We start from the raw sequence: 23,048 nt of genomic DNA on the forward strand, positions 1-23,048 counted from the left end.
CTCATACTAAGGTGATCCTTTGGATGGCCTCGGACCGAAACGCTGAACGATTTTTCTTCCGAGGCGGCGGCTGCAATGGATCAGCGTCAGCTTAACTTCGATTTCAACCATACGCTGCGAAATCCGGTGACGGACCGCGATATCCTTCAGCGCAGTCCCTTCGACGCGCGACGCCAGGAGAATTGCGCGTCGCCGTGGGGAAAGTTCGGCCAGCGCCGCGGCAACGGCGTCTATCTCCGATCTTGCTTCGACGACTTGCTCCGGACTAGGTGCGTCGTCTCTCAGGTCTAGTGCTGCACGGGCCTCGTCAAGCGTGATTTGCTCCGACGTTTTACGCAGTTGCGCAAGGGCCTGACGATACGCAATGCGGAACAGATAGCGTTGCGGCTGATGAATGACGCCGAGCTGGTTTGTCCCCTCCAGCCGTACCCAGGTGTCGTGAAGCGCGTCATCCGCACGATCCACGGACCCAAGACGCTTTGCCAGCCGCCTTTTCAGATTGTCGTAGTCAAGCAACAGCCATCGACGCAGGAAATCAGCACCGGATTCGCTCATTGCGGCCGGCTCTCTGCACGCGATCCCATCCCCGCTCGCGTCGGCGTGGAATGGCATGCGGTCGACGATCTGGTCGGCGGATAAATCACCAGGTTGACAGGCTGCGGCATATCGGCTGGCGGCGTGCCGATTACGACGCCTTGCAGCGCGACTGCCAGGGCCTGATCCCCGGCCAAAGCACCGTCATCAGTGATCACTTCCGCCCGTGCGATCATGCCGGACGGCGCGAGCCAGAACCGGAACAATGCCTCGTCGCGTGCTGCGGCGATCGATGCATTTGGGCACAGCGCGTCGCTGACACGGGCCTGGATGGTTGCAAAATACGGTCGATACGCTTGAGCAGCAGTGGGCGCCGCCGGATCGGCGAGCGATGTTTGGGTGGCTGGAGCGATGGTGAAGACGCCAGGCCCAGTGCTGCGCGCGTTGTACCGGGTGCCGAGGAGCAGCAGTTGCAAGGCTTCAGAGGCGGTGAAGGCCCCTCTGACTTCTGTCGAGTGCTGCTGCTCTCCCAGATCCGCATCGTAAAAGATGTCGAGACCGGTTGCGGCACCATAGGCCATCAATGCTTGCACGAGCGGCTGTGCCGGAATGTCGAAAACGATCGGCGTCGTCCGGCTGGACGATTGAGCTGCCGCCGTTGAACCGGAAAACAAAAGGCTGGTGCTCAGTAGCGCTGCACAGCTGACACAGATGATCCGAAACAACAACAGACTGGCTTTCAAACGAGCTAGATGCCGCTCACCAGTCTATCTCGACATCGTAATGATTTATCCGACCTGTGAGTCGAGCCCGGACGCTAGTGCCAGAATATAATAGTTTAACGACAGGTGCGTATCGGTGGACGCTGTCAGCCTGGAATTCGGCCCACGGCGCATGTTTGAGCGGGCCGGTGCCGACGTCTTTGCCGGTCCAGTTCTGATATGCCGCTTATCTTTACTGCGACCAGTGCGCATCGATTTATCGGGGTGCCGTTTCGCCTGATCGGTTGACGTCGGTCTTTGCAAAGTCCTCGTCCTTGAACAGCAGCGGTTCGCCACGGGTCACCGCCAGCGCATAGGAAAAGCAGTCGCCGTAATTCAGTGCGGCGGCGTGATGCCCTTTGCCGTAGCGACGCCAGGCGCGCCGCGCCGCATCGGCCTGTTCGGCATTGACGGGGACGATCTCGGCGCCGATCTTGAGCAGCCAAAGGTCAAACTCGCGCCCGCCCGCGTCGCCCAACCGCGTCTCGAGCACCATCGCCGCTTCGAGCACGGTCGCTGCAGAGATCAGCCGGACAGGGTCATCGGCAATTCGCAGTTCGATCTCTGACGCATCGGGCTCGTTGAGAGCGATTGCGACGATCGCCGATGTGTCGATCACCATCAGCGTGGCAATCCGTGCTCGTCATATCCGAGAATTTCTTCTGGCGTCCGGTCATCCACAACCGACATTGCACTCCAGCGCCGACGGATTTCGGCCATATCCTCTAATAGAGTGGCTTTACGGGATTGGCCGCCAATCCGGCGCAGTCGCTCCTCAATGGCACGTTTGGTCGCTGTCGTGATGTTCTCGCCGGTGAGCTGCGCCAGACTCCTGGCCAAGCGTTCGGTTTCAGGGTCCTTTATGCTCAAAGCCATAACAGGTTCCTTGGTTCCTGATTAGGAGTGTTCTACCTTGGCGCCATGCAAGTCAACCTTTGACACGCAGCTATCGATGATCTCGTGCGGGTGCACAGCGCAGGGGATGACGTTGGCTTTGCACCGCATGGAATAGCGAGTTCGACTGCGTATGAGCCGGAAGAATAAGGTTCCACTTGCTGATCGCGTCGCCAGGGCGGCGGAAGCAGCGCTTGCCGCCCGGCAGTTTGTGAGCAGCATCGACATCCTCATCGGGATCGGGTGGCTTGACCTTGAGGCGGCGGAGCGCTGGCGCCGCGGGCAGATCGATTGCCTGGAGCGTGTGGTCCGGACCAATCTGCCGCGCATCTCGGAAGCCATGCGGCTATTCCGGTCGTGGGCGACCGCGCAACGATTGTTAGCAAGCGAGACGGCGTATGTTGCTCGTACGCCGCGGCGTCAGATGCTGCGCTTCAGCCGAAGCGGAGATCCTAAGATCGAGGCGTCATACCGGACACATTGGGTGTCGCCGGAGCTTTCCGAGAAGAAGCGCGAGCGACTGGCGGAAAAGGCAAGCCGCGCTCCGGAGCTGATGGTCATCCAGCCATTGAACACGGAGTGGACATGCCATAGATGCGGCGGCACCGGCGATCTCCTGATGATGGAGGATCCCGGTCCGGCATGCCTGCGCTGCGTTGGTCTCGATGATCTCGAATATCTGCCGGCGGGCGATGCTTTGCTCACGCGGCGCGCGAAAGCGAAAAGCACCCGATATGCTGTGGTCGTGCGCTTCAGCAGGACCCGTGGCCGCTATGAACGACAAGGTCTGCTACTCGAGCCGCGGGCGCTGGCAGAAGCAAAGACGCCATGATGGATTCCAGCTCGTCCGCGACCTCGTTCATCGCCAGCGCTCACGCAATGCCATCGGATAAAATCGTAGTCCGGCGTGTAAAAGCGTAGTTTTGGTGCCCAGGGAGGGAATCATACGCAACCACCGACACGAGGAACCGCTGTTTGTCCTTAGCATGGTGGCGTGAGTGCTTGGCACGGTGGCGGTTCGCGACATCGCGAAACCCACTGTGGCGGAACCCTGTTTTGTTATTGGCGAGCAGCCTAGCTTGCCGGAAAGCATCTTTATGGCGAACGATGAGCGCATCGAAAGCAAAACTATAACTGCGTCTCATTCGCCCCAGTAAGCAATCCAAATGAAAATTGGCACGGTTGAGACGAGACTCAACCGCCGCAATTGATCCAAGGCAGCCATTGGCCCAGGCTAGTTTAATGCTCGGCGGGTGGTATACTCGGGGTTGCGGTTGTGACTGGTGGGTGCGGTTCGGCAATTGCAAAATAGCTACCATCCGCGTGACCTCCGGCCTCCGCTTGGGAGGTGACTTGTGTACCCAAGCCGCAGAGAAACCATCGCTTTATTCGCAGCCGCGCTGGCCGCCCCCGCCGTGACCTCAGACGCGCTCAATTTCCGAGCATTGGCAGCCAAAAGGCGGGCGTCGCTGTCAACGCCGACACATCGGTGGACGTGTACTTCGGTCCCACGGCGCCTCCGGGCAAGGAAGGCAACTGGGTGCAGACCTGGCCCGGCAAGGGATGGAACGTCATCCCGCGGCTCTATGGTCCGCTGCAGCCTTGGTTCGACAAAACCTGGAAGCCGGGTGAGATCGAGGAAATGACATAGGTCTCGGTTGGAACGTGAGCGAGCGAAGCCAGGTAAAAGAGTGCGGCCGATGAATCCCAATCGCAGAGAAGCAATCGCTGTGCTGGCGACCGTGGCTGTCGCGCTTGCGGTGAACTTAGGTCAACGATCCACAGCCGCAGCACAAGCCGGACCGCCAACCAGCGCGCAAGACAAGGCCCCGGCCTCATCGCTCATCAAGCCCGCTGATGCTGTGGCGCGGATGAGCGCTGAGCAGGCGCGCGAGACGGAGGCCTACGCCTTGGGGGTGCAGACGGTGCTCTGGGGCATGCAGTGGGTCAAGGCGGGACAGGTTCTGCGCGGCGGCTCGTCGCCGCTTCCACCGGGAGCGACGCGCAACCCCATCGACCCCAGTCCGCACGGCATCAATGTCTGGGGACATGCGCAGGCGTTGCTCACGCATGAACTCCGCATCATCGAGACACCGAACACCGAGACGCTCTACTCGGGCGCGATCCTCGACCTGCAAGACGGACCGATCGTGGTCGTGCATCCCGATTATGGCGAGCGTTACTTCCGCACCAGCATCTGGGAGCTCCACGGCGATACCCACACCATCAGCCAGAAGCAGGATGGGTCGAAGCCGCCAGCCTACGCGCTGCTTCCGAGCGGGTGGAAGGGCCCGCTTCCCGATGGGCTGAAAACGATTCAGATGCGCAGCCGCTACGTGTGGGCCGTCCCGCATATCGCCGTCTATGGGAACGACGATCTCCAAAACGTTCATTCGTTGCAGAAGGGCCACAAGCTGATCGCTCTCAAGGATTGGGGCGTATCGAACAAGGAGCTCGAGCCGGGCCCGCCGATGCGCCCGTTGCGGCGACCCGGCACCAAGACGCCCGCTGAACTGCTCTTTTTCGAGGAGCTCTGCGAGACGTTGAAGGACATCACGCCGCGGAACAACGAACTGGCGTTCGCCCGCCAGGCCGAGCGCATCGGCGTGACGCTTGCAGACGGCTTTCAGTTCGAGAAGCTCGACGCGGCAACCGTGGCGGGTTTGAAGCGGGCGGTGTTGGACGCGCAGAGCATTCTCGAACACAAGGCGAGAACGCAGACGGCAGTGCAGCCGGGCGGAACGTGGATGATCGGCTACGACCTCACCAGCCTCGACGACTGGCTCGTTCGAGGTTCGGTCGGCTGGAAATACGTCTGGGGCGATCTCGCGAGCGAGATCCTTTATCCGATTGCTCGCACCGACGAGAGCGGCAAACCACTGAGCGGTGAGCAGCGGTATCGGCTGACTTTTCCGGCCGGCCAGTTGCCGCCGGCGCGCTACTGGCGCATCAGCCTGTATGATTTGGATGGATTCTTCATTGGCAACCCGATCAAGCGCTACGGCATCGGCAATATGGCGGAGACGCTGAAGACCGATCCCGACGGGTCGCTGACGCTCTCCATCCAGCACGACTCTCCCGGCAAAGACCAGGAGGCGAACTGGCTGCCAGCGCCCAAGGAAGGCTTCTTCCTCATCATGCGCATGTATCAGCCGGAAGAGAAAATGTATCGCGGCGCTTACATCGTGCCGCCGCTCAAGCCGGTGAAATGAGCATGAAAGACACGGCGGCTTCCTGACGTCGAAAAGGTCGGATGAATTTTCGTCGGGCCGATCGTCATGACGCAGCAGTTCGATGCGATCGAAGAGACGTAAGCGAAACGAGGCAAAGGGAGTGCGACCGATGAATCCCAATCGCAGAGAAGCTATTGCCGCCTTGGCGGCCGCGTCGGCCGCGCCCACCGTGACCTTGGGTCAACGTTCCACCGCCGCAGCGCAAGACAGACCGCTAACCAGCCGCGGCGATGGGCGTTTCGCGCTGCGGGGCGGCTATCCGTCCCGTGAATCAGTGCCGGCGCTATACGAGGAACTCGACTACCAGCGGGCGGTGCAGGCCTATATCTGGGCGATGCCGGCAGTCCAGGTCGAGGTCCTCGCCGATGGGCTGGAGCGCGACCTGGGGCTATCGCTGACAACCGTCGGCATATTCGAAAACTTCCTCGATTCGACCACTGTCGTAGCAACCGGCAACGGAGAGTCGATCTACTCCTTTGGCACCATCGATATGAGCAAGACCGGGCCGGTCGTCATCGAAGCGGCGCCGGGTGTGCTCGGCTTCATCATCAGCCTCTGGCAGCAACCGTTGGAAGACATCGGAGCGCTCGGCCCCGACAAGGGCAAGGGCGGCAAGTTTCTGATCCTGCCGCCGGGCGACAAACAAGAGCCCCCGGCCGGCTATTTCGCGGTGCGATCGGACACGCAGCTCTTCCTTTGGCTCGTGCGGGGCTTTGTCAGGGATGGAAAACCCGATGCGGCCGTCGCGGACATCAAGCGGATGCGCATCTATTCGCTCGCGGATGCAGCGGGCCCGCCGGCGATGCGGTTCGTCAACGTCTCGGGAAAAAAGGCAACGCTGATTCCCGTCGGCGAGACCCTGGACGGGCTTGCTTACTTCGAGAAGATTGCGCGGTTCGTGGAGCGTGAGCCGGTGCGGGAGCAGGACAAGCAATTTCTCGGCATGCTGGCGGGTCTCGGGATCGAAAAAGGCAAGCCCTTCGCACCGGACGACCGTACCAAGGCGATCCTTGCCAGAGCGGCCCAGGCCGGGCACGCGATGACGGCAGCCATATCGTACGATTCACGCTACCCGAGCAAGCTGCGTTGGCCGGGCACGAGCAACTGGGAAGAAGTGCTCCTCAGCGAGCATCCTGAATTCGTCAATCCGAACTTTGTTGAATTGGATAGCCGTGCCGCTCTTTACTACCAGGCGCTCGGCAGCTCGAAGGCCGCCCTTCTCGACATGGTGGGCGCGGGATCGAAGTATGTGTCCACATTCAAGGATCGCGACGGAAACTGGCTCGACGGTTCAGCCGGTTATCGTCTGACGGTACCGCCGAATCCCCCGGTCAAGGACTTCTGGTCCGTGGTCGTTTATGATGCGGAAACCCGGTCGATGATCGACACCGATCAGCGCGTTTCCGGCCGCAATTCATATCAGCAGCTCAACACCAACGCGGACGGGTCGATCGACCTCTATTTCGGGCCAAGCGCGCCTGCCGGCAATGAAGCCAATTGGGTCAAGAGCAAGCCGGGTTCCGGATTCTTCCTTTATTTCCGCTGGTACGGGCCGCTCCAGCCCTATTTCGACAAGACATGGAGGCTCCCGGACGTCGAAAAGGTCGGATGAACTTTGGAGTTTGTCATGAGGCCAAATCGCAGAGAGACCGTTGGCTTGCTGGTGGGCGCTGCAACTGCACCCGTCATCGCACCCATCACGACATCCGACGTGTTCGCACAGACGGCTACGACGGCACCGGGGTCTGAAGGGATATCTCGCCTCACCGACAAGGAACTTCATGACCTCACCAAGGACGCGTTCTTCTGGGGCATGCATCCGGTCGGCATGTACGAGCTGCGCTACCTCTTCACTCAGTTCGAAGGCACGCCGCTCTTCGTCGGCGAAGGCCATCTGCATTGGGACCGCAAGCCGCGCACCGCCGAGGACAAGAGCGTCTCAACACCGAATGCGACGACGCTGTACGGCGCCGCCTACTTCGACCTGAGCCGGGAGCCAGCCGTCGTGGTCACGCCGGCCGTTCCCGACCGGTACTTCAGCGTGCAGGCCTGCGACCAGTATCCGCGCTGGTACTTGATGATCGGCAACCAGTTCACGGGACGTGAGCCGCAGACCCATCTCGTCGTCGGACCTGACTACAGAGGCTCGTATCCGGATCAACTAGCATCGGTCCAGGTCCATCCCGCTCCATCCAACTTCGCATGTTTCGCGGTCCGGTACGCGCTCAAGAGCGACGAGCCGGAGGAGGTCGCGGCCGTCAACGCCCTGATGGATCAGACCTCGATCTTCCCGCTCAGCGTCTGGGAGGCGAACGGCCGCAGGGCTATGCGGGCCGAGAATCAGCCAAAACTCGAAGGAAGCTACGCTACGATCCCGCGCATGTCCCGGCTTGTCGAGATCGCCACCAGCCTGACTGGAATCGACCTGCTCCAGATGGTCAGCCTGGTGCTTAACGACCGCGCCATGACGCTGCGCAAGGACTCGGCGAAAGAGATCGGGACGCTGGAGCAGTTGTCGCGGTTGGGCCTGCGCCCCGGAGTCCGGTTCGACCCGTCCTGGCTCTCCGACGCTCAGAAGGCGGTGGTCGAGGCCGCGTTCGCGGAGGCAAAGCAGGAGTGCGAGGCGCATGTGCAGGCGGTCATGCCGAAGATGTCCGGCAACTGGCTCCTGAGCGGCGCCGAGCTGATGCCGGACCTGCAGGACTACGTCAAGCAGGGTTACTACGGCCTGACGACCATCGGGGCGCCGATAGACCTGCGGTCACACGCTAGCGCGATGGCGTTCGTGGACTCCGAGGGCAGGCCATTCGACGGTGCGTACCGATACACGTTGACGTTCGACACAAACGATCTGCCGCCGGTGACCGAGTTCTGGGAACTGCCGATCTACGATCGGAACGGATACTTCGTCGACAACGAGATCAACCGCTACTCGATCAACAGCTTCATGCTGGACCGCGGGAAGCTGCACGCGGAAGGCGGCAAGCTCGTCATCTATATTCAGAATGAAAAGCCGCGAGACCCGAACCGGGCCAGGAACTGGCTGCCGGCCCCGAAGGGACCCTTCCGCTTCGTGTTCCGCTTCTACGGCCCGAAGGGCGGGTTGATCGACGCGACCTACGACATGCCGGGCATCGTGCGTGCATGATGACTCATCAGGGGGGCACTATCGACTACTATCGCTGGGACAACATCCGCTGGGACGGACAACATCGCGACCGGAGCAGCCGAACGTGCTCGGTGCATGTTGATAAAAGGCGCTTCCCATGAAGCCGAGCCGCAGAAATCGGATAACGACGAAGCCACGTATCCTGAGCGTCGCCGCACTCGCTGCAATGGCTTTACTTGGCGCGGGCGCCCGGGAGGCTGGCTCAATTGCGAGCGCGCAAGACAAGGCCCCGATCTAGCAAACGCAATCGTACAAGATCGCGGTCCAGCGTGGAAAAGCGTAGTTTGGTGCCCAGGGAGGGAAACATACGCAACCACCGACACGAGGAACCCCTGCTTATCCTTAGTATGGTGGCGTGAGCACTTGGCACGTGATCACCACGCCATGCGCATCCCGACTTTTCCGCTATAGGTCGTCGTGTCGGCGTTGGTGCTGACCTGATAGCCGACATTGGCGAACAACGATGTCGCCCGTGTTATCTGGGCGTTCATACCGGCATTCAGTTCAAACCAAGTGCCGCCGATGTTGGACTGGAAGGGCACCGGACCATCGGCGGATGAGAACAAGGTTCGCGGCGTACCGCGAAACTCGTTCCACAGGCTCGGCCGGATCCAGGCGGTGATCGATCGTGGTTGAGAGCTATCGTCCAGCGACCACGTGCGCGCAATCCGCGCTCCAATACGCGCGGCAAGAGATTCAACGTTTCGGAACTGAACGCTCGCCGCGGTGTCGTTGCCGTCGTCAAGGCTGACGGTTTGATAGACGATCTGCGCCTGCGGCTCGACGATGAAGCCGCCGCCGAGCTTGATCGGGTAGCCAGCTTCGAGCGAGCCGGCAAAACCCCATCCGTTGGTCGTCAACGTTGGCAGGCGACCGGAGATCCCCTTGGCATCGTACCAGGTGCCTTGGAGGATGGCGTCGACATACCAGCCGGGCGCGCCGAAATGCGTCCAGTAGCCACCAAGACTGTAGGCGTTCAGGCGATCATTGCCGGCGAAGGTCCGGTTGACATGGCTGACCCCGCCCGTCAGCAAACCGATCGCGGTGTAAAGACCCGCGTGGTCGCGGCTGCCGTTGGCACCGTCACGCCGCAGAAAATCCTGGCCCCCTTGAAAGGCGCCAATGTCATAGTTGAACTTCGGGCCGCTGCCGAACACACCGAGCGGATCACCGTCATGATTGCCGTGCTGGCCGATGACGCGGCCCCATGCACCGCTCGCAACATCGTTCAGGCGCGGACGATTGCGTAGATCTTCTTCGTCTCCGACCCGCTCGTGCAGGGTGTCGAGCAGCGTGCGGCCATACAGCAATGCCATCGATGGAATTGCGGCGTACAGCGAGGTTTCCCGGCGGAAATTGGGCGGCTCCGGCGTGGGTCCGGGGGCGCAAGCGGGATTGCTCGGATCTAGTGTGCAGTCGAGTGTCGAGCGCAAATACCAGGCCTGTGGATTGCTCGCGTCCACACTGCTGCGGTGAAGTGTATACTCGTAAGGACCGGCCACGACGGGGCCCGCGAGGCTGAATGTGCCCGGCGCGGTGGTGCCTCCATTGAGGGTGTCGACAACAAGAATGCCGTTAGCGACAGTAAGGGCGCCTGCGCCCACGGTATTGCGAATGCTCAGCGGAGAATTGCCGCTCGCGTTGCCACCATTGATCACCAGCCTGTCGGAGGGCGAAGCGTCGTTCCCGAGATATGTGTTGAGCCCGATGACGCCGCCGATACCGAGATAATTTACGGTCGTGAGCGTCTTGTAGCTGGCCAACGCCAAAGGATCGCCGCTCGGCGGCGTGAACTGGATCAAGCTCGGATCGTTCACCAGGTTCGTGACGTTCGAACTCCCGGTCATGATCCAAGTGCTGTTGTCCTGCAATGTCACATTTGACACGCTGCCCGGTGCGGTGAAGGCCGAGCCGGTGACGGTCGAGTGGGTTAGAACGACGTTGGCGACGCCGGGGGCGGCCTGAGCCACCGGACCGAGCGCGGGCGCAAGCGGCGGTGCTGCGGGCGCGCCCGCCTCGGGATCCTGGATTCCCGTGAGAGGAGTTTCAGGCAACGCCAGTGGCGGAAAGTCCTCCGTTGTCCCGACCTTCAGCCACTGACCACTGCCTCCCACAATCGTATTTGTGAGCGAAATATTCGCGGCGCCGGCCACACCGATGGTCGGGCCACTGACGTTGCTCAGCGTGCTGTTGATGAAGGTCGCGGTCGAAAGCGTCCCTCCCTCGCCGACCGCAAGCAGTGCCGACCCGTTGGCGCCGGTTGCGGTTACGGTCGAATTGATCCCGCTGATCAGCCCGCCGTTCTCGGCGACCCCGCCATGTGCGTTGGCTCCGGTGGACAAGACCGAGGTCGTATCCAGAATCACCGAACTCGGATTGCTCCTCGCAAGCATGCCGTGCGCGCCGATACCTTCCGTCAGCACCGCGCTGCGGTTCGCGATCACTGTGCCGGCCGAGATCGCCCGCAAACCCACGGCCCCTTCGCCATGCGTGACAATCGATGAGTCGTTGACGGTCACCAGAGCGGGCGCCGCGAGAAAGTTTTGCTGAGCCATTGCCCCGTAGGCATTGAGGCCAAGCGTCTCGACGGAGACTCGGTTCGCGGTGACGCTGGCGGCGAACTCCGGACCGACCTGCTCGACGACCGCGAACAGTCCGAGGCCCAATTCGTTTTCCGTCTTGATCGCGTTGCCCGTGAGCATGATGGAGCCACCATCATCGGCTGCCGCGCCATGCCCGATCCTGCCATGGGTCAGGACCGTGGTGCCGCTGGAGATCAATGTCGCGCCCGGATCCCGGGCGGCAAGGCCGAACCCCGCCACGGTCTCGACGGAACCGCCGTTCAAATTCAGGGCACCGGCCGAGAGCGCAAACGCGCCCATCGGAATTTGACTGGCCGTGCCGGTCGTCATAACGGCGACGTTCGTGGCCGTAAGCGACGAGCCTAGCGTGGAAGATAGCCCAACCGCCCTATCTCCCGCCGTCGTGACCGAACCTCCGGTTACGCTCACGACCGAAGCAGACTGCGCTCGGATTCCATAGCCGAGCAGCCCGTTGGAACCCACGTTGCTGTCGGTGATTTGCAACATGGAGCCGGCGCCGTTGCCCAAGATCCCGATTGCGCGGTCGCCACCGACCGTGATGGCCGTGCCCGACACCAGGCCCTGCGACCCCGCGCCTTCAACCGAAACGCCGTGACCGCGAACCCCCGTGGTAGTAATCGAACTGCCCGCCCCGCTGATCTGCAGCGTTCCGCCCGCCACCGCGCGTGCGGCGGCTGAAGGAAAACTGTCGCTGCCGACGCCGCTCGTGCTGATCGAACTGCTGATCAGGGACACGCTCCCGCCGTTTTCGGCGCGCACTGCGTTCGCGAACATCCCGGACGAACTCACCGTGACGCCGGTGGCGTTGATCTTGCTCCCTGCGCCCGTTGCGACGAGCCCGTGGCTCCCTGTGCTGGTCGCAACGATCTGCGCTCCGGTCGTGGTCACCTGTGTGCCATCGAGCTTGATTGTGCCGCCACCTTGCGCCAGCGCGCCGAAGGAGCCGCGGGACACGAGCGTGCTGACGGAACCGCCGGTGAAGCTGATCTCGCTTCCTGCGCCCGTTGCAACCAAGCCGTGATTGGCGCCGACGGCCGCTCCCGTCGTCGCCTGGGTGGTGATGCTGGTATTGTTGAAGAAAAGCTTGCCACCGTCGTCGGCCCTGGCTCCCACCATGTTGGTGCTGGCGAGGAAGGCGGTTCCGGCAGCATTCATTGGCGACAAGCGGATCGTCGCGTCGACCGCATTGATCGTGCTGCCGCCCGTTGCACGGAGCCCGGTTTGATTGTTGGCGTTGGCGGCGACGGTGGCAGTCGACTGAAGCATGCTGCCGTTGAAGAATATGGTGCTTCCCGACTGTGCGAGCGCGCCGGTCGTTGCGGCCGCTGCGAGATTCTCGGTGATGCCATTGGCAGTGATCTGTCCCGCAGCACCCGAGGCATTCAGTCCGATGGCATTCGCCGGAGTGACTGTGATGATCGTGCCAGGCGGAACCGTGCATGACGAATTTGTCACGACAGCAGGGCTGGGACAGACTACCTGTGCCGCAGCAGGTGACACCCACCAGCCAAATTGCGCAACCAGGGCCGCGATCGTTACCGTCCACTCCGTGGCCTTGCCGACGTTGGAAGACTCGTATCGGTGCATGGCCCCCTCCGGGTCGCCGCTTGAACGCGCGTAAAAGTGCTTCGCCACTCCACGGTGGGGCCAGAGAATCGGGATGAGGAATTCTTCCTTCTCGGTCCGGCTTTGCCGGCGGCAGCATTCAAACCAATGAAAACGTCACAAAAGGAACGATCAAAAAATGACGTGGTTCGTGCTGCATTTCGCCGAGCACCTTCGGCGGAATCGGGCGAGCCCGGAGTCTCGAGAACGATTCAAGTTACTATCTGCGCTCACTACCTAAAATTGTAAAACCGCAACACTGGCGAGAAATCTCGGGCGCGCCCCGTCTCGCAAGCTCAGTGGCACAAACCGCATATTCTAGGGCGCGAGGGCGCAACGAGGCGAAAAAAGTGCGTCCGCGAGCCACCTGTCGGGGATCCGTGGTGCCGCGATCAATGGCGATTCGGACCAATCTCGTCGGCGTCGGCACACTCAACGTCGGCGCGAACGTGGGTCGTGCAGCTTGCCGCGACTGAGCTCCATCACATTTGGACCGCGCGAGCCCCGCTCGACTCGCTCCCGCGTGTCTTCCGTAATGCTTACTTGCTGGCGACGACCGTGCGCACGAAATTCGCCCTGGGCATTACCTTCGGCTCCAAACCAGGGGCGTCAGTCCCGTTGCCGCTAATCGACGTCCGCGTGCAGTGGTGCACGAGGCATCAGGACAACGCCGTAGAACATGCCCTCAATGGGCGAGTTCTTTTGAGGACCCTGCCAGCCTGTCAGATGCGCTGGTGTCAGCGCAATGGAAGGAAGATTGGATACTGCCAACAACTCTCGACCACGACCGCTCCGACAAGCACAATGCCAGCGAACCGCTAAGCCGCGCTTCACTCCTGAGATGCTTGACCGCCAGAATTGAAATTACAAAATCGCAGGATTGGTAGCGAGGGTCCCCTCTAACGCGATGACCGCGCTGGTCGGAATCGGTACCGTCCAGCCAACGAGAATCGCAGAAAATCGTCGTTTATCGTAGAAAATCGTAGGATGGTGCCCAGGGGCGGAATCGAACCACCGACACTGCGATTTTCAGTCGCATGCTCTACCAACTGAGCTACCTGGGCAGGTCGCGGGACGGCCGGAAACGGCCAAGCGAGCGGGGCGGGTTATAGTGGTGTGGAGGGCTGCTGTCCACCCGCCTTCGCCTTTGGCTACGGCGCGGCTAGCCCGGCTTCGCGGCCCGATCGAAGGCCAAGCGGAATTTTCCACAACTTATTGACAAGACTTAACTATTCCTCCTCGGCCTCGTCGTCGCGGCCGCGGACGATGTAGGTGCCGGAGAGCCAGCGGTTGAGGTCGACGTCGCGGCAGCGGGAGGAACAGAACGGGCGAAAGGCGTGCTCGGCCGGCTTGCCGCAGATCGGGCACGGCCTGGACGGTTTGTTCGTCTTCGCAGGCGCCTCCGCGGCGCCCGCCCGTCTTCGTTGTTCCGGCATTTTAGCCAACCGTAGCGGTATTCAGCCAACCGTACCGGATCGGAAACCCTTCGCCGCCGAGCAGCGTGACCGTTTCATACAGCGGCAGGCCCACGACATTGCTGTAGGAACCGACCATCTTGACCACGAACGAGCCGGCAATGCCCTGCACGGCATAGCCGCCGGCTTTGCTGCGCCATTCGCCCGAACCGATATAGGCCTGGATGTCATCCTCGCTCAAACGCTTGAAACGCACGCGGGTTTCGACCAGGCGCTGGCGGAACGCTTCCCTCGGGGTCACCAGGCAGATCGCAGTGTAGACGCGGTGGTTGCGCCCGGAGAGCAGGCGCAGGCACTGCGCGGCCTCGTCGACCAGCTCGGCCTTTGGCAGGATGCGGCGGCCGACCGCGACCACGGTGTCGGCGGCCAGGATGAACGAGCCGCGGATGTCGTCGTCGAGCTGCACCGATTTCAACGCGGCTTCGGCCTTGGCCCGCGCTAAGCGATTGGCGCAGGCGCGCGGCAGCTCGCCCCGCCGCGGGGTCTCGTCGACATCGGCCGGACGCAGCGCATCCGGCTCGATGCCGGCCTGGTTGAGCAATGCCAGCCGCCGCGGCGAGCCGGAAGCAAGAACGAGTTTGGGACGGCCAAGCATCAGGTTCATGGAGAGCGGGATCTTGGGGGTAAAGGCGCGCGGAACCTATCGGATGGGGCTTTCTTTCACAACCGGGGAACCGGGTGCGAATCATTTTCGCCGAGAGGGCACAGGGCCCCATAAGCACAGCTCTTTGTCAGCGAAGCGACAAGGGCGTGGCTTGATGCGTGGCCGCGAGCGGTGGTCCCTCGAGGGACCGGGGCCCTCACCCGGATTGCATCTGGCGATGCAATCCGGCCGCTCCCTTGCAGGGAGAGGCGGGAGCAAGCGGGAGCGGTGTGCGACTTGTCCGGGCTACTCGCTCGTGGCGCCGGCCCTGGCAAAGCGGCGACGGATGCGGGTCAGGAGGCCGTCGCAGACGTCGCGATAGGCCTGCAATTTCTGCTCCCGGTTGCCCTCGGTGCCGGTCGGATCCTGGGTCGGCCAGTATTCGACGTCGGCGGCGAGCGTGCGGGTCAATTCCAGCGCCTTGTGGTGGGCTTCCGGCGACAGCGTGATGATGAGGTCGAAATTGAGCCCTTCCCAATCCTCGAGCTCCTCGAAGGTGACCGGCTTGTGGGTGGAGATGTCCTGGCCGAGCTCGGCCATCACGGCGACCGCGAACGGATCGAGCTCGCCCTTCTTCACGCCGGCCGAGCGCACATAGAGTCCTTGCGGGAACATCTGTTGCAACAGGCTAGCCGCCATCGGCGAGCGCACGCTGTTCAGGCCGCATGCGAACAGCACGGCCTGCGGATTGCGCGCGGGCGGCGCTCCCATCTTACGCTTTGTCGGATTGCGGCCGCGCGCGTCTCATGCGTCCTGTCCCTTCCAGTGGAGGACGCAGATCAGCGTGAACAGGCGCCGCGCGGTTTCGAAATCGACCCGCACCTTGCCCTTCAGCCGCTCCTGCAGCGTGCGCGAGCCCTCGTCATGGATGCCGCGGCGGCCCATGTCGATGGCCTCGATCTTGTCCGGCGTCGCGGTCCGGATCGCCTGGTAGTAGCTGTCGCAGATCATGAAATAGTCCTTCACGATCCGCCGGAACGGCGTCAGCGACAACAGATGCGCCACGACAGGCGTGCCGTCTTCCCGCCTGATGTCGAACATCAGCCGGTTGCCGGTGATCGCGATGTGCAGCGTGAACGGCCCCTCGCTTGCGCCTTGTGGCGCGAACAGGTTCTGCTCGATCAGATCGTAGATCGCGATCGCGCGTTCATGCTCGATATCGGGCCCGGAACGTCCGATCGATTCCTCGTCGAGCGTCACCGCGACGATGCGATTGTTGGGATCCTCCTCAGCGGGCGGCTTGTTCATGAGAGATTGAGGCGCAGTCCGACGGAACGGGAATGGGCATCCAGCCCCTCGGCCTTGCCGAGCGTCATCGCGGCCGGCCCCAACGCGCGCAACTGGTCGGGACCGCATTTCAGGATCGACGTCCGCTTCATGAAGTCGAGCACGCCGAGGCCCGACGAGAACCGCGCCGAGCGCGCGGTCGGCAGCACATGGTTGGAGCCGCCGACATAATCACCGATCGCTTCCGGCGTATGCGCGCCTAAGAAGATCGCGCCGGCGTTGCGGACTTTCGCTGCGAACGCTTCGGCGTCCACGGTCATGACTTCCAGATGCTCGGCCGCGATCGCATCCGCGAGCGCCACCGCATCGTCGAGCTTTTTCACCAGGATGATCGCGCCGAAATCGTTCCAGGAGGCGCGCGCGATCTCCGCACGGGGCAATGTCGCAAGCTGCGCTTCCACCGCACGCTCGACATCGGCGGCGAGCCGCGCAGAGTCGGTGATCAGGATCGACTGCGCGCTGGCGTCATGCTCGGCCTGCGCCAACAGATCCGCGGCGATCCAGTCGGCATTGCCCGTGTCGTCGGCGATCACCAGCACCTCCGAAGGACCCGCGATCATGTCGATGCCGACCTTGCCGAACACCAGCCGCTTGGCGGCGGCGACATAGGCGTTGCCGGGGCCGACGATCTTGGCGACCGGCGCGATCGTGGCTGTGCCATAGGCGAGCGCCGCCACCGCCTGCGCGCCGCCGACGCGATAGATTTCGGAGACGCCGCCGAGATGGGCAGCCGCGAGCACCAGCGGGTTGAGCTTTCCGTCGGGCGCCGGCACCACCATCACCACGCGCGGCACGCCGGCGACCTTCGCCGGCACCGCGTTCATCAGCACCGAGGACGGGTAGGCCGCGGTGCCGCCGGGTACATAGAGTCCGACCGCCTCGACCGCGCTCCAGCGCCAGCCGAGCTCGACGCCGAGCGGGTCGATGAAACGCTCGTCCTTGGGCATCTGGCGCTGGTGGAAGGTCTCGATGCGGTCGCGGGCGAGCTTGAGCGCGTCGAGCGTGGCAGCATCGCACGCCTTCACCGCGGCATCGATCTCGGCCGCAGTGACGCGCAGGCTGGAGGCATCGAGGTCGAGCCGGTCGAACTTGCGGGTTGCCTCGATCAGCGCGGCATCGCCCCGCGCCACCACGTCATCGACGATCGCCCGCGTCGCGCGCTCGACATCGGCCGAAACCTCGCGCTTGGCGGCAAGGAAGGCGGCAAAGCGCTGCTCGAAATCGGCGCTGCTTCGGTCCAGGCGAAGGGGCATGGGGCGTTCTTGGGTTTGAAATAAGGGCCCATGCTCAATGGCGCGGCGGATAGGGGCCGTCAACCCTTGATGGCCGACAAAGGCACCGGAGCGGTAGGGTAGGCAAAGCGCAGCGTGCCCATCATCACGAGCGCAATGTAGATGGTGGGCACGCTGCGCTTTGCCCACCCTACGGCAGCTCCGGCGCCGCCGGGGCGGTGCCGAGGTCGTCGGGGCCGAGGTCGGTCAATTCGCATTCCAGGCATTCAACATCGAGCCGGAGCGTGGCGCCCTGGCTGAACAGGAGCAGCGCGCTGCCGCCCGGGGCGTCGCCCTCGTGAAACTCGATGCAGAGCAGTTCCAGGGTGGTGTCCGGCGCCTCCAGGTTGATCTTGCGCGATTTGCAGGCAAGCACGCGGTCGAAGCGCAAAGCTGCGATCAGGCGGCGCGAGGCGGTTTCGCCTGACAGCGTCTGCTCCCAGTCGAGCCTGGACATGCCGACCACGAGCCGCTTCTCGCCCTGCCGCCAGACGATATCGGAAGCCTGCACACGGGCATCCTGCACATGCGCCGAGATCACGGCGAGATCGTCGGCATCGAGTGCGATCAGCTTGAGCGGCGCGGGCGGCGTCATGGGGAAAGAAGCTCCGCGAAGGAAACCGGTTCCCATATGTGCCCGCGGCAAGCCCCTATCAATCCCTGATACGCTGGATCGACGCGCCGCAGGCCGACAGCTTCTCCTCCAGCCGCTCGAAGCCGCGGTCGAGGTGATAGACGCGGTTGACCATGGTCTCGCCCTCGGCGGCAAGGCCCGCGATGACAAGCGAGACGGACGCGCGCAGGTCCGTCGCCATGACCGGCGCGCCGCGCAATCTGTCGGTGCCGCGGATGGTGGCGGTCTCGCCGTCGAGCGAGATCCTGGCGCCGAACCGCGCCAGCTCCTGCACATGCATGAAGCGGTTCTCGAAGATCGTTTCGGTGATCACGGACGCGCCGCCGGCGCAGGTCATCAGCGCCATCAGTTGCGCCTGCAGGTCGGTGGGGAAGCCGGGGAACGGCGCGGTCGCGACCGTCACCGGACGCAGGCTGGCGCCGTTGCGGCCGATGCGGATGCCGTCATTGTTGACGCTGACGGTGGCGCCGGCGTCGCAGAGCACATCGAGCGCCGATTGCAGGAGTTCGGGGCGTGCGCCGGAAAGCTGCACCTCGCCGCCGGTCATGGCGACCGCCATCGCATAGGTGCCGGCCTCGATGCGATCCGGCAGCACGGTGTGGCGCGCGCCATGGAGCCTTGTGACGCCCTCGACGATGATGCAGGGCGTGCCGGCGCCGGTGATGCGCCCGCCCATCTTGTTCAGGCACGCGGCGACGTCGGCGATCTCAGGCTCGCAGGCGGCGTTGGTGATGACGCTGGTGCCCTTTGCCAGCGTCGCCGCCATCAGCGCGACATGGGTGCCGCTCACCGTCACCTTGGGAAAGGCGATATCGGCGCCGCGCAGGCCGCCAGGAGCCTTGGCGACGACATAGCCGCCGTCGATCAAGATCTCCGCCCCGAGCTTCTCCAGCGCCATGATCAGGAGATCGACCGGCCGGGTGCCGATGGCACAGCCGCCGGGCAGCGACACCCGCGCCTCACGCATGCGTGCAAGCAGCGGCGCGATCACCCAGAAGCTGGCGCGCATCCGCGACACCAGGTCATACGGCGCGGTGGTGTCGATGATGTCGGCGGCCGAGATGTGCAATGTCTGGCCCTGGTACTCGTGGTCGCCCGGACGCTTGCCCGCCGACATGATGTCGACGCCGTGATTGCCGAGGATGCGCTGGAGCTGCGCCACGTCGGCTAGCCGCGGCACGTTGTCGAGGATCAATGTCTCCTCGGTAAGCAGCGCCGCGATCATCAGAGGCAGCGCGGCATTCTTCGCGCCCGATATTGAGATGGTGCCGTTGAGCTTGTTGCCGCCGACGATACGGATGCGATCCATGCTGCCTCTTTGCCCTGATCCGCGAGGAACCTATCGAAGGACCGAGGCTACCGCAAAAGTGTTGAAATTTAGGGCGATTCCGTGGGCTTTTCAGGCGGCGGCCGCGAACTGGTCGAAGGAGACGCCGGTCAGCATCGCCGAGACCTCCCACAGCATCGCCGCGACCGCGGCGTCCTTCGCCTGCGGCATGATCTTCGCCTCGACCGGCGGGCCCTTCAACTCGTGGAACCCGTTCGGGCCATAGTAGCCGCCGGGCCTGGCGTCCGGCGAGGTCGCGGCAAACAAGGTCGGCAACGCACCGTCGGCGGCGGACTGGCTGAAAGGCTGCAGCAACTGGCCGAAGCGCCCAAACAGGCTCCTGGTGCCCGGGCCATTGTCGATCAGGTCGGTCCGCGCATAGCCCGGATGGGCGGCGGTGCTCATCAAACCCCAGCCGTCGGCGTCGCTGCGGCGCTGCAATTCAAGCGCAAACATCAGCATCGCGAGCTTCGACTGGCAGTAGGCCCGAAACGAGCGATAGGACCGCTCCGACTGCAGGTCGTCGAAATCGATCGCGCCGGAACGGTGCGCCAGGCTCGAGAGATTGACGATTCGGGGCTCAACGCCGCGGCGAAGCTGCGGCAGCAGGCGCGCGGTGAGCGCGTAATGACCGAGATAATTGATGCCGAGCTGCATCTCGAAACCATCCTGCGTCGTCCGCCGCTTCGGCAGCGCCATCACGCCGGCATTGTTGATGAGGAGATCGAGCGAAGGGCGGCTGATGGCGAAGCGCCCGGCGAAGTCGGCGACCGAGGCAAGGCTTGCGAGATCGAGCGTCTCGTAGCTGACGTCGGCCTTGGGATGTTGCGCGCGGATGCGCTCGAGCGCGTTGTTGCCCTTGGTGTCGTTGCGGCCGGTCAGCACCACGCTCGCGCCGGCGCCCGCCAGCGCCAGCGCAGTCTCATAACCGAGCCCGCCGGTGGCGCCGGTGATCACGGCGGTCCTGCCGGTCTGGGGTGGAATGTCTGCAGTGCTCCAGCCGCGCATGCTTATATCTCCTTGGTCGAATCGGGGTGTGGCTCCCAGCCGCGCCTCCTTAAATGTGCACTAAGTGCAATGTTGCAAGAGGTGAAGAATTTGAAGCGACCGGCGACCTTGCGCAGATCGGCTAAGGGCAGGTTATCAAAGGAGAAAACCGCGTCTGCCGCGGCGCCGGGCCTGCGCGCGCGCAAGCGGCAGGAGACCCGGGAGAAGCTGACGCGGGCGGCGATGGCGCTGTTCCTGGAGCGCGGCTTCGAGGCGACCACGCTCGACGACATCGTCGCCGCCGCGGACATCTCCCGCCGCACCTTCTTCCACTATTTCGCCTCCAAGGAAGACGTCGTGTTCGCCTGGCAGGAGGAAAGCACGGCGGCGCTGATCGCGGCGGTCGCGGCGCGGCCTGCCGACGAATCCATGCTCGCGGCGGCGGAAAGCGCCATCATCGCCATGGTCGGGCAACTCGATCCCGGCGAGGCGGTGGCGATGGCGCGGCTGAAGCGGGACAATCCTGCGCTGCAGGCGCGCGACCAGGTCAAGTATGAGAAGCTCGAGCGCGCGCTGGCCGATGCGCTTCTCAAGCGCGCGGGCAACAAGGTCGACAAGATGCAGGCGCGGCTGGTCGCGATGATCGCAACCGGCGCGATGCGCGTCGGCGGCGAACTTTGGGCCGCCGAGGGCGCGCGCGAGAAGCCGGAGCTTCTCGCCAAGCGGATGTTCGCGGCAATCCGGGCGATCTTCGAGTGAGCGCGCGGGCGCCATGAAGATCCTGGAGCATAATAGGATCAGGTCAAATTGCATCCGCGTCGGATACTGTGCTCCCTCTCCCGCTTGCGAGAGAGGTGAAGGAAACAGCGACGCTCAGCTCTTGATGAACGCGAGCAGGTCGGCGTTGATGGTGGCCGCCTCCGTGGTGGGCATGCCGTGCGGGAAGCCCTTGTAGGTCTTCAGCGTGCCGTTCTTCAACAGCTTGGCCGACAGTGGCCCGGCATCGGCATAGGGGACGATCTGGTCGTCGTCGCCATGCATGACGAGAACGGGCACGTTGATCTTCTTCAGGTCTTCCGTGAAGTCGGTCTGCGAGAACGCGACGATGCCGTCGTAATGCGCCTTGGCGCCGCCCATCATGCCCTGGCGCCACCAGTTCTGGATGACCGCTTCCGATGATTTGGCGCCCGGCCGGTTGTAGCCGTAGAACGGGCCCGCCGCGAGCTCGCGATAGAATTGCGAGCGATTGGCGACGAGCTGCGCCTGCAGTCCGTCGAAGACGTCCTTGGGCAGGCCGCCCGGATTGGCCGGGGTCTGCACCATCAAGGGCGGCACCGCGCTAATGATCGCCGCCTTTGCCACCCGGCTCTCGCCGTGCCGCGCGATATAGTGAACCACCTCGCCGCCGCCGGTGGAATGACCGACGTGAACGGCATTCTTCAGATCGAGATGCTCCGTCACCGCCGCGAGGTCGTCGGCATAGTGATCCATGTCGTGGCCATCGCCCACCTGGCTGGACCGACCGTGGCCGCGGCGGTCATGCGCGATGACGCGAAAGCCCTGATTGAGGAAGAACAGCATCTGGGTGTCCCAGTCATCCGATGACAGCGGCCAACCGTGACTGAAGACGATGGGCTGACCACTTCCCCAGTCCTTGTAAAAAATCATGACGCCGTCTTTGGTGGTGATCGTGGGCATCGCGTAGCCTTTCGTACGAGTTAAAGTTCAGAGGATATCGATCCGGGCATGCTCCGGATTTCAAAATCGCCCTGCGATATCAAATCACGATGTCAATTGGATCATGATCTCCGCGCAAACGCTTCGCGTTTGTCGCGAGGGAAAACCCGCATCCACTTTTCTTGGATCATGCTTCAGGCGAACGAAGCCATCGGCCTGAAGCGCCGCCAGATACCGATGATCACCACCACGAAGAACACCAGCACGATGCCCTGCACGACAGCGAAGACGGGGCCGGACGGTGGTGCCGGCGGCACGCTCGGCGCCAGCGCCTGCAGCGCGGGTATCTTGAGGAAGGACTGAACCACCAGCACGAAGACGTTGAGATAAAGCGACGTCATCGCCGTCACGATATAGATCGGACGCCAGACGCCCGAAAGCTTCTTGACATAGAGGGCGATGCAGGCGAGCGCGAGCAGCACCAGCGAAACAACGCCGAAGATATGCGAGGGCAGCAGCTCCTTGAACGGAAACAGGAAGCCGGTGACGCTGGTGAGGATGGTGAACAGCAGGAAGATCGCGGTGAGCCCCGGCATCCGTCTCGAGCCAAGCAGACCGAACATCACGACAAGGCCCGCGACGATTGCAATCAGACTGATCACCACGTGAACAAGCGTCAGCGTGGCCAAGCTCATACCCAGCACCATGTAAAGCACTCCCCATTGAGAACCGCGGGGAACACTACGATGCAACAAATGAGATTGCTACGTGCTTTGCGGAGGGGAAGCCGGATTTATATGATGCAGATAAGATGATTGGATATGACGGGAGCATGAATCATAGGTACCCTCCCCCACACCGGCTTCACTCCGTTCCGCTCCGATTCGGCGGCACCTGGGGCGAACTCAATGCCAGCGTCAGGCCAGCTCGACCGCTTCACTACGGCCA

At 63.1% G+C, this 23,048-nt stretch carries 20 protein-coding genes, 1 tRNA gene and 1 pseudogene; 6 read left to right on the top strand and 16 right to left on the bottom strand.

The annotated features are described in order from the left end of the window. Positions 1 to 6: 6 nt before the first annotated feature. The 4 genes from ACVJGD_RS24650 to ACVJGD_RS24665 all read right to left on the bottom strand — a co-directional run bounded on the left by ACVJGD_RS24650 (position 7) and on the right by ACVJGD_RS24665 (position 2,171). Complete coding sequence (locus ACVJGD_RS24650) at positions 7 to 555, bottom strand: RNA polymerase sigma factor (protein WP_456636741.1); 549 nt, start codon at positions 553 to 555, stop codon at positions 7 to 9. Then, the gene (locus tag ACVJGD_RS24655; RefSeq protein WP_456636742.1) at positions 552 to 1,277 is read right to left on the bottom strand and encodes an STN domain-containing protein; all 726 of its coding nucleotides are present in this window, start codon (positions 1,275 to 1,277) and stop codon (positions 552 to 554) included. The genes ACVJGD_RS24650 and ACVJGD_RS24655 overlap by 4 nt, the downstream gene beginning before the upstream one ends. A 235-nt stretch (positions 1,278 to 1,512) precedes the next feature. Then, positions 1,513 to 1,917, bottom strand: coding sequence for a type II toxin-antitoxin system VapC family toxin (locus ACVJGD_RS24660; protein ID WP_456636743.1), 405 nt, complete (start codon positions 1,915 to 1,917; stop codon positions 1,513 to 1,515). Next, complete coding sequence (locus tag ACVJGD_RS24665; protein ID WP_456636744.1) at positions 1,917 to 2,171, bottom strand: type II toxin-antitoxin system VapB family antitoxin; 255 nt, start codon at positions 2,169 to 2,171, stop codon at positions 1,917 to 1,919. The genes ACVJGD_RS24660 and ACVJGD_RS24665 overlap by 1 nt, the downstream gene beginning before the upstream one ends. A 151-nt stretch (positions 2,172 to 2,322) precedes the next feature. Here ACVJGD_RS24665 and ACVJGD_RS24670 point away from each other — a divergent pair, with 151 nt between their 5' ends. The 5 genes and pseudogenes from ACVJGD_RS24670 to ACVJGD_RS24690 all read left to right on the top strand — a co-directional run bounded on the left by ACVJGD_RS24670 (position 2,323) and on the right by ACVJGD_RS24690 (position 8,570). Further along, a complete protein-coding gene (locus tag ACVJGD_RS24670; RefSeq protein WP_456636745.1) occupies positions 2,323 to 3,021 on the top strand; it encodes a hypothetical protein in 699 nt (232 codons plus the stop codon). A gap of 600 nt (positions 3,022 to 3,621) precedes the next feature. Then, positions 3,622 to 3,840 (top strand): annotated as a pseudogene (locus ACVJGD_RS24675) (DUF1214 domain-containing protein); the annotation flags it as partial. 220 nt (positions 3,841 to 4,060) lie between these two features. Continuing rightward, entirely contained in the window at positions 4,061 to 5,401 is a 1,341-nt protein-coding gene (locus tag ACVJGD_RS24680) for a DUF1254 domain-containing protein (RefSeq protein WP_456636746.1), read from the top strand. A gap of 130 nt (positions 5,402 to 5,531) precedes the next feature. Next, the gene (locus tag ACVJGD_RS24685) at positions 5,532 to 7,034 is read left to right on the top strand and encodes a DUF1254 domain-containing protein (protein WP_456636747.1); all 1,503 of its coding nucleotides are present in this window, start codon (positions 5,532 to 5,534) and stop codon (positions 7,032 to 7,034) included. Positions 7,035 to 7,049: 15 nt separating this feature from the next. Continuing rightward, a complete protein-coding gene (locus tag ACVJGD_RS24690) occupies positions 7,050 to 8,570 on the top strand; it encodes a DUF1214 domain-containing protein (protein ID WP_456636748.1) in 1,521 nt (506 codons plus the stop codon). Positions 8,571 to 8,965: 395 nt separating this feature from the next. On the opposite strand, the gene ACVJGD_RS24695 is transcribed toward ACVJGD_RS24690, so the two are convergent. From ACVJGD_RS24695 to ACVJGD_RS24740, 10 genes are all read right to left on the bottom strand, one after another. Continuing rightward, complete coding sequence (locus ACVJGD_RS24695; RefSeq protein WP_456636749.1) at positions 8,966 to 12,829, bottom strand: autotransporter outer membrane beta-barrel domain-containing protein; 3,864 nt, start codon at positions 12,827 to 12,829, stop codon at positions 8,966 to 8,968. A gap of 958 nt (positions 12,830 to 13,787) precedes the next feature. Further along, positions 13,788 to 13,863: transfer RNA gene (locus ACVJGD_RS24700), tRNA-Phe, on the bottom strand. A gap of 165 nt (positions 13,864 to 14,028) precedes the next feature. Further along, positions 14,029 to 14,235: a DNA gyrase inhibitor YacG gene (gene yacG, locus ACVJGD_RS24705; protein WP_456636750.1), complete on the bottom strand. Its 207-nt coding sequence runs from the start codon at positions 14,233 to 14,235 to the stop codon at positions 14,029 to 14,031. Position 14,236: 1 nt separating this feature from the next. Next, on the bottom strand, positions 14,237 to 14,869 hold the full coding sequence (locus ACVJGD_RS24710) for a Maf-like protein (protein WP_130578882.1): 633 nt from the start codon (positions 14,867 to 14,869) through the stop codon (positions 14,237 to 14,239). A 294-nt stretch (positions 14,870 to 15,163) separates the two neighbouring features. Further along, positions 15,164 to 15,628 carry an arsenate-mycothiol transferase ArsC gene (locus ACVJGD_RS24715; protein WP_456636751.1) on the bottom strand — a complete coding sequence of 155 codons (465 nt, stop codon included), beginning with the start codon at positions 15,626 to 15,628 and terminating at the stop codon, positions 15,164 to 15,166. Between the two features lie 33 nt (positions 15,629 to 15,661). Further along, positions 15,662 to 16,165, bottom strand: a complete 504-nt coding sequence (locus tag ACVJGD_RS24720; protein WP_456636752.1) for a UPF0262 family protein — start codon at positions 16,163 to 16,165, stop codon at positions 15,662 to 15,664. Then, positions 16,162 to 17,457 carry a histidinol dehydrogenase gene (gene hisD, locus ACVJGD_RS24725; protein ID WP_456636753.1) on the bottom strand — a complete coding sequence of 432 codons (1,296 nt, stop codon included), beginning with the start codon at positions 17,455 to 17,457 and terminating at the stop codon, positions 16,162 to 16,164. The genes ACVJGD_RS24720 and hisD overlap by 4 nt, the downstream gene beginning before the upstream one ends. A 169-nt stretch (positions 17,458 to 17,626) precedes the next feature. Next, entirely contained in the window at positions 17,627 to 18,070 is a 444-nt protein-coding gene (locus ACVJGD_RS24730; protein ID WP_456636754.1) for a DUF2948 family protein, read from the bottom strand. Between the two features lie 58 nt (positions 18,071 to 18,128). Continuing rightward, positions 18,129 to 19,418 carry a UDP-N-acetylglucosamine 1-carboxyvinyltransferase gene (murA, locus tag ACVJGD_RS24735; protein WP_456636755.1) on the bottom strand — a complete coding sequence of 430 codons (1,290 nt, stop codon included), beginning with the start codon at positions 19,416 to 19,418 and terminating at the stop codon, positions 18,129 to 18,131. A gap of 90 nt (positions 19,419 to 19,508) precedes the next feature. Further along, positions 19,509 to 20,444, bottom strand: coding sequence for an oxidoreductase (locus ACVJGD_RS24740; RefSeq protein ID WP_456636756.1), 936 nt, complete (start codon positions 20,442 to 20,444; stop codon positions 19,509 to 19,511). 90 nt (positions 20,445 to 20,534) lie between these two features. On the opposite strand from ACVJGD_RS24740, the gene ACVJGD_RS24745 reads away from it, so the two are divergent. Beyond that, positions 20,535 to 21,182 carry a TetR family transcriptional regulator gene (locus ACVJGD_RS24745; RefSeq protein ID WP_456636757.1) on the top strand — a complete coding sequence of 216 codons (648 nt, stop codon included), beginning with the start codon at positions 20,535 to 20,537 and terminating at the stop codon, positions 21,180 to 21,182. Positions 21,183 to 21,296: 114 nt separating this feature from the next. Here the strand turns inward: ACVJGD_RS24745 and ACVJGD_RS24750 are convergent, their stop codons facing one another. Together ACVJGD_RS24750 and ACVJGD_RS24755 are read right to left on the bottom strand one after the other, a co-directional pair. After that, the gene (locus ACVJGD_RS24750; RefSeq protein WP_456636758.1) at positions 21,297 to 22,121 is read right to left on the bottom strand and encodes an alpha/beta fold hydrolase; all 825 of its coding nucleotides are present in this window, start codon (positions 22,119 to 22,121) and stop codon (positions 21,297 to 21,299) included. Positions 22,122 to 22,294: 173 nt separating this feature from the next. Continuing rightward, positions 22,295 to 22,807, bottom strand: a complete 513-nt coding sequence (locus tag ACVJGD_RS24755; RefSeq protein ID WP_456636759.1) for a hypothetical protein — start codon at positions 22,805 to 22,807, stop codon at positions 22,295 to 22,297. Between the last annotated feature and the right edge of the window lie 241 nt (positions 22,808 to 23,048).

Source organism: Bradyrhizobium sp. USDA 10063, from assembly GCF_054063735.1.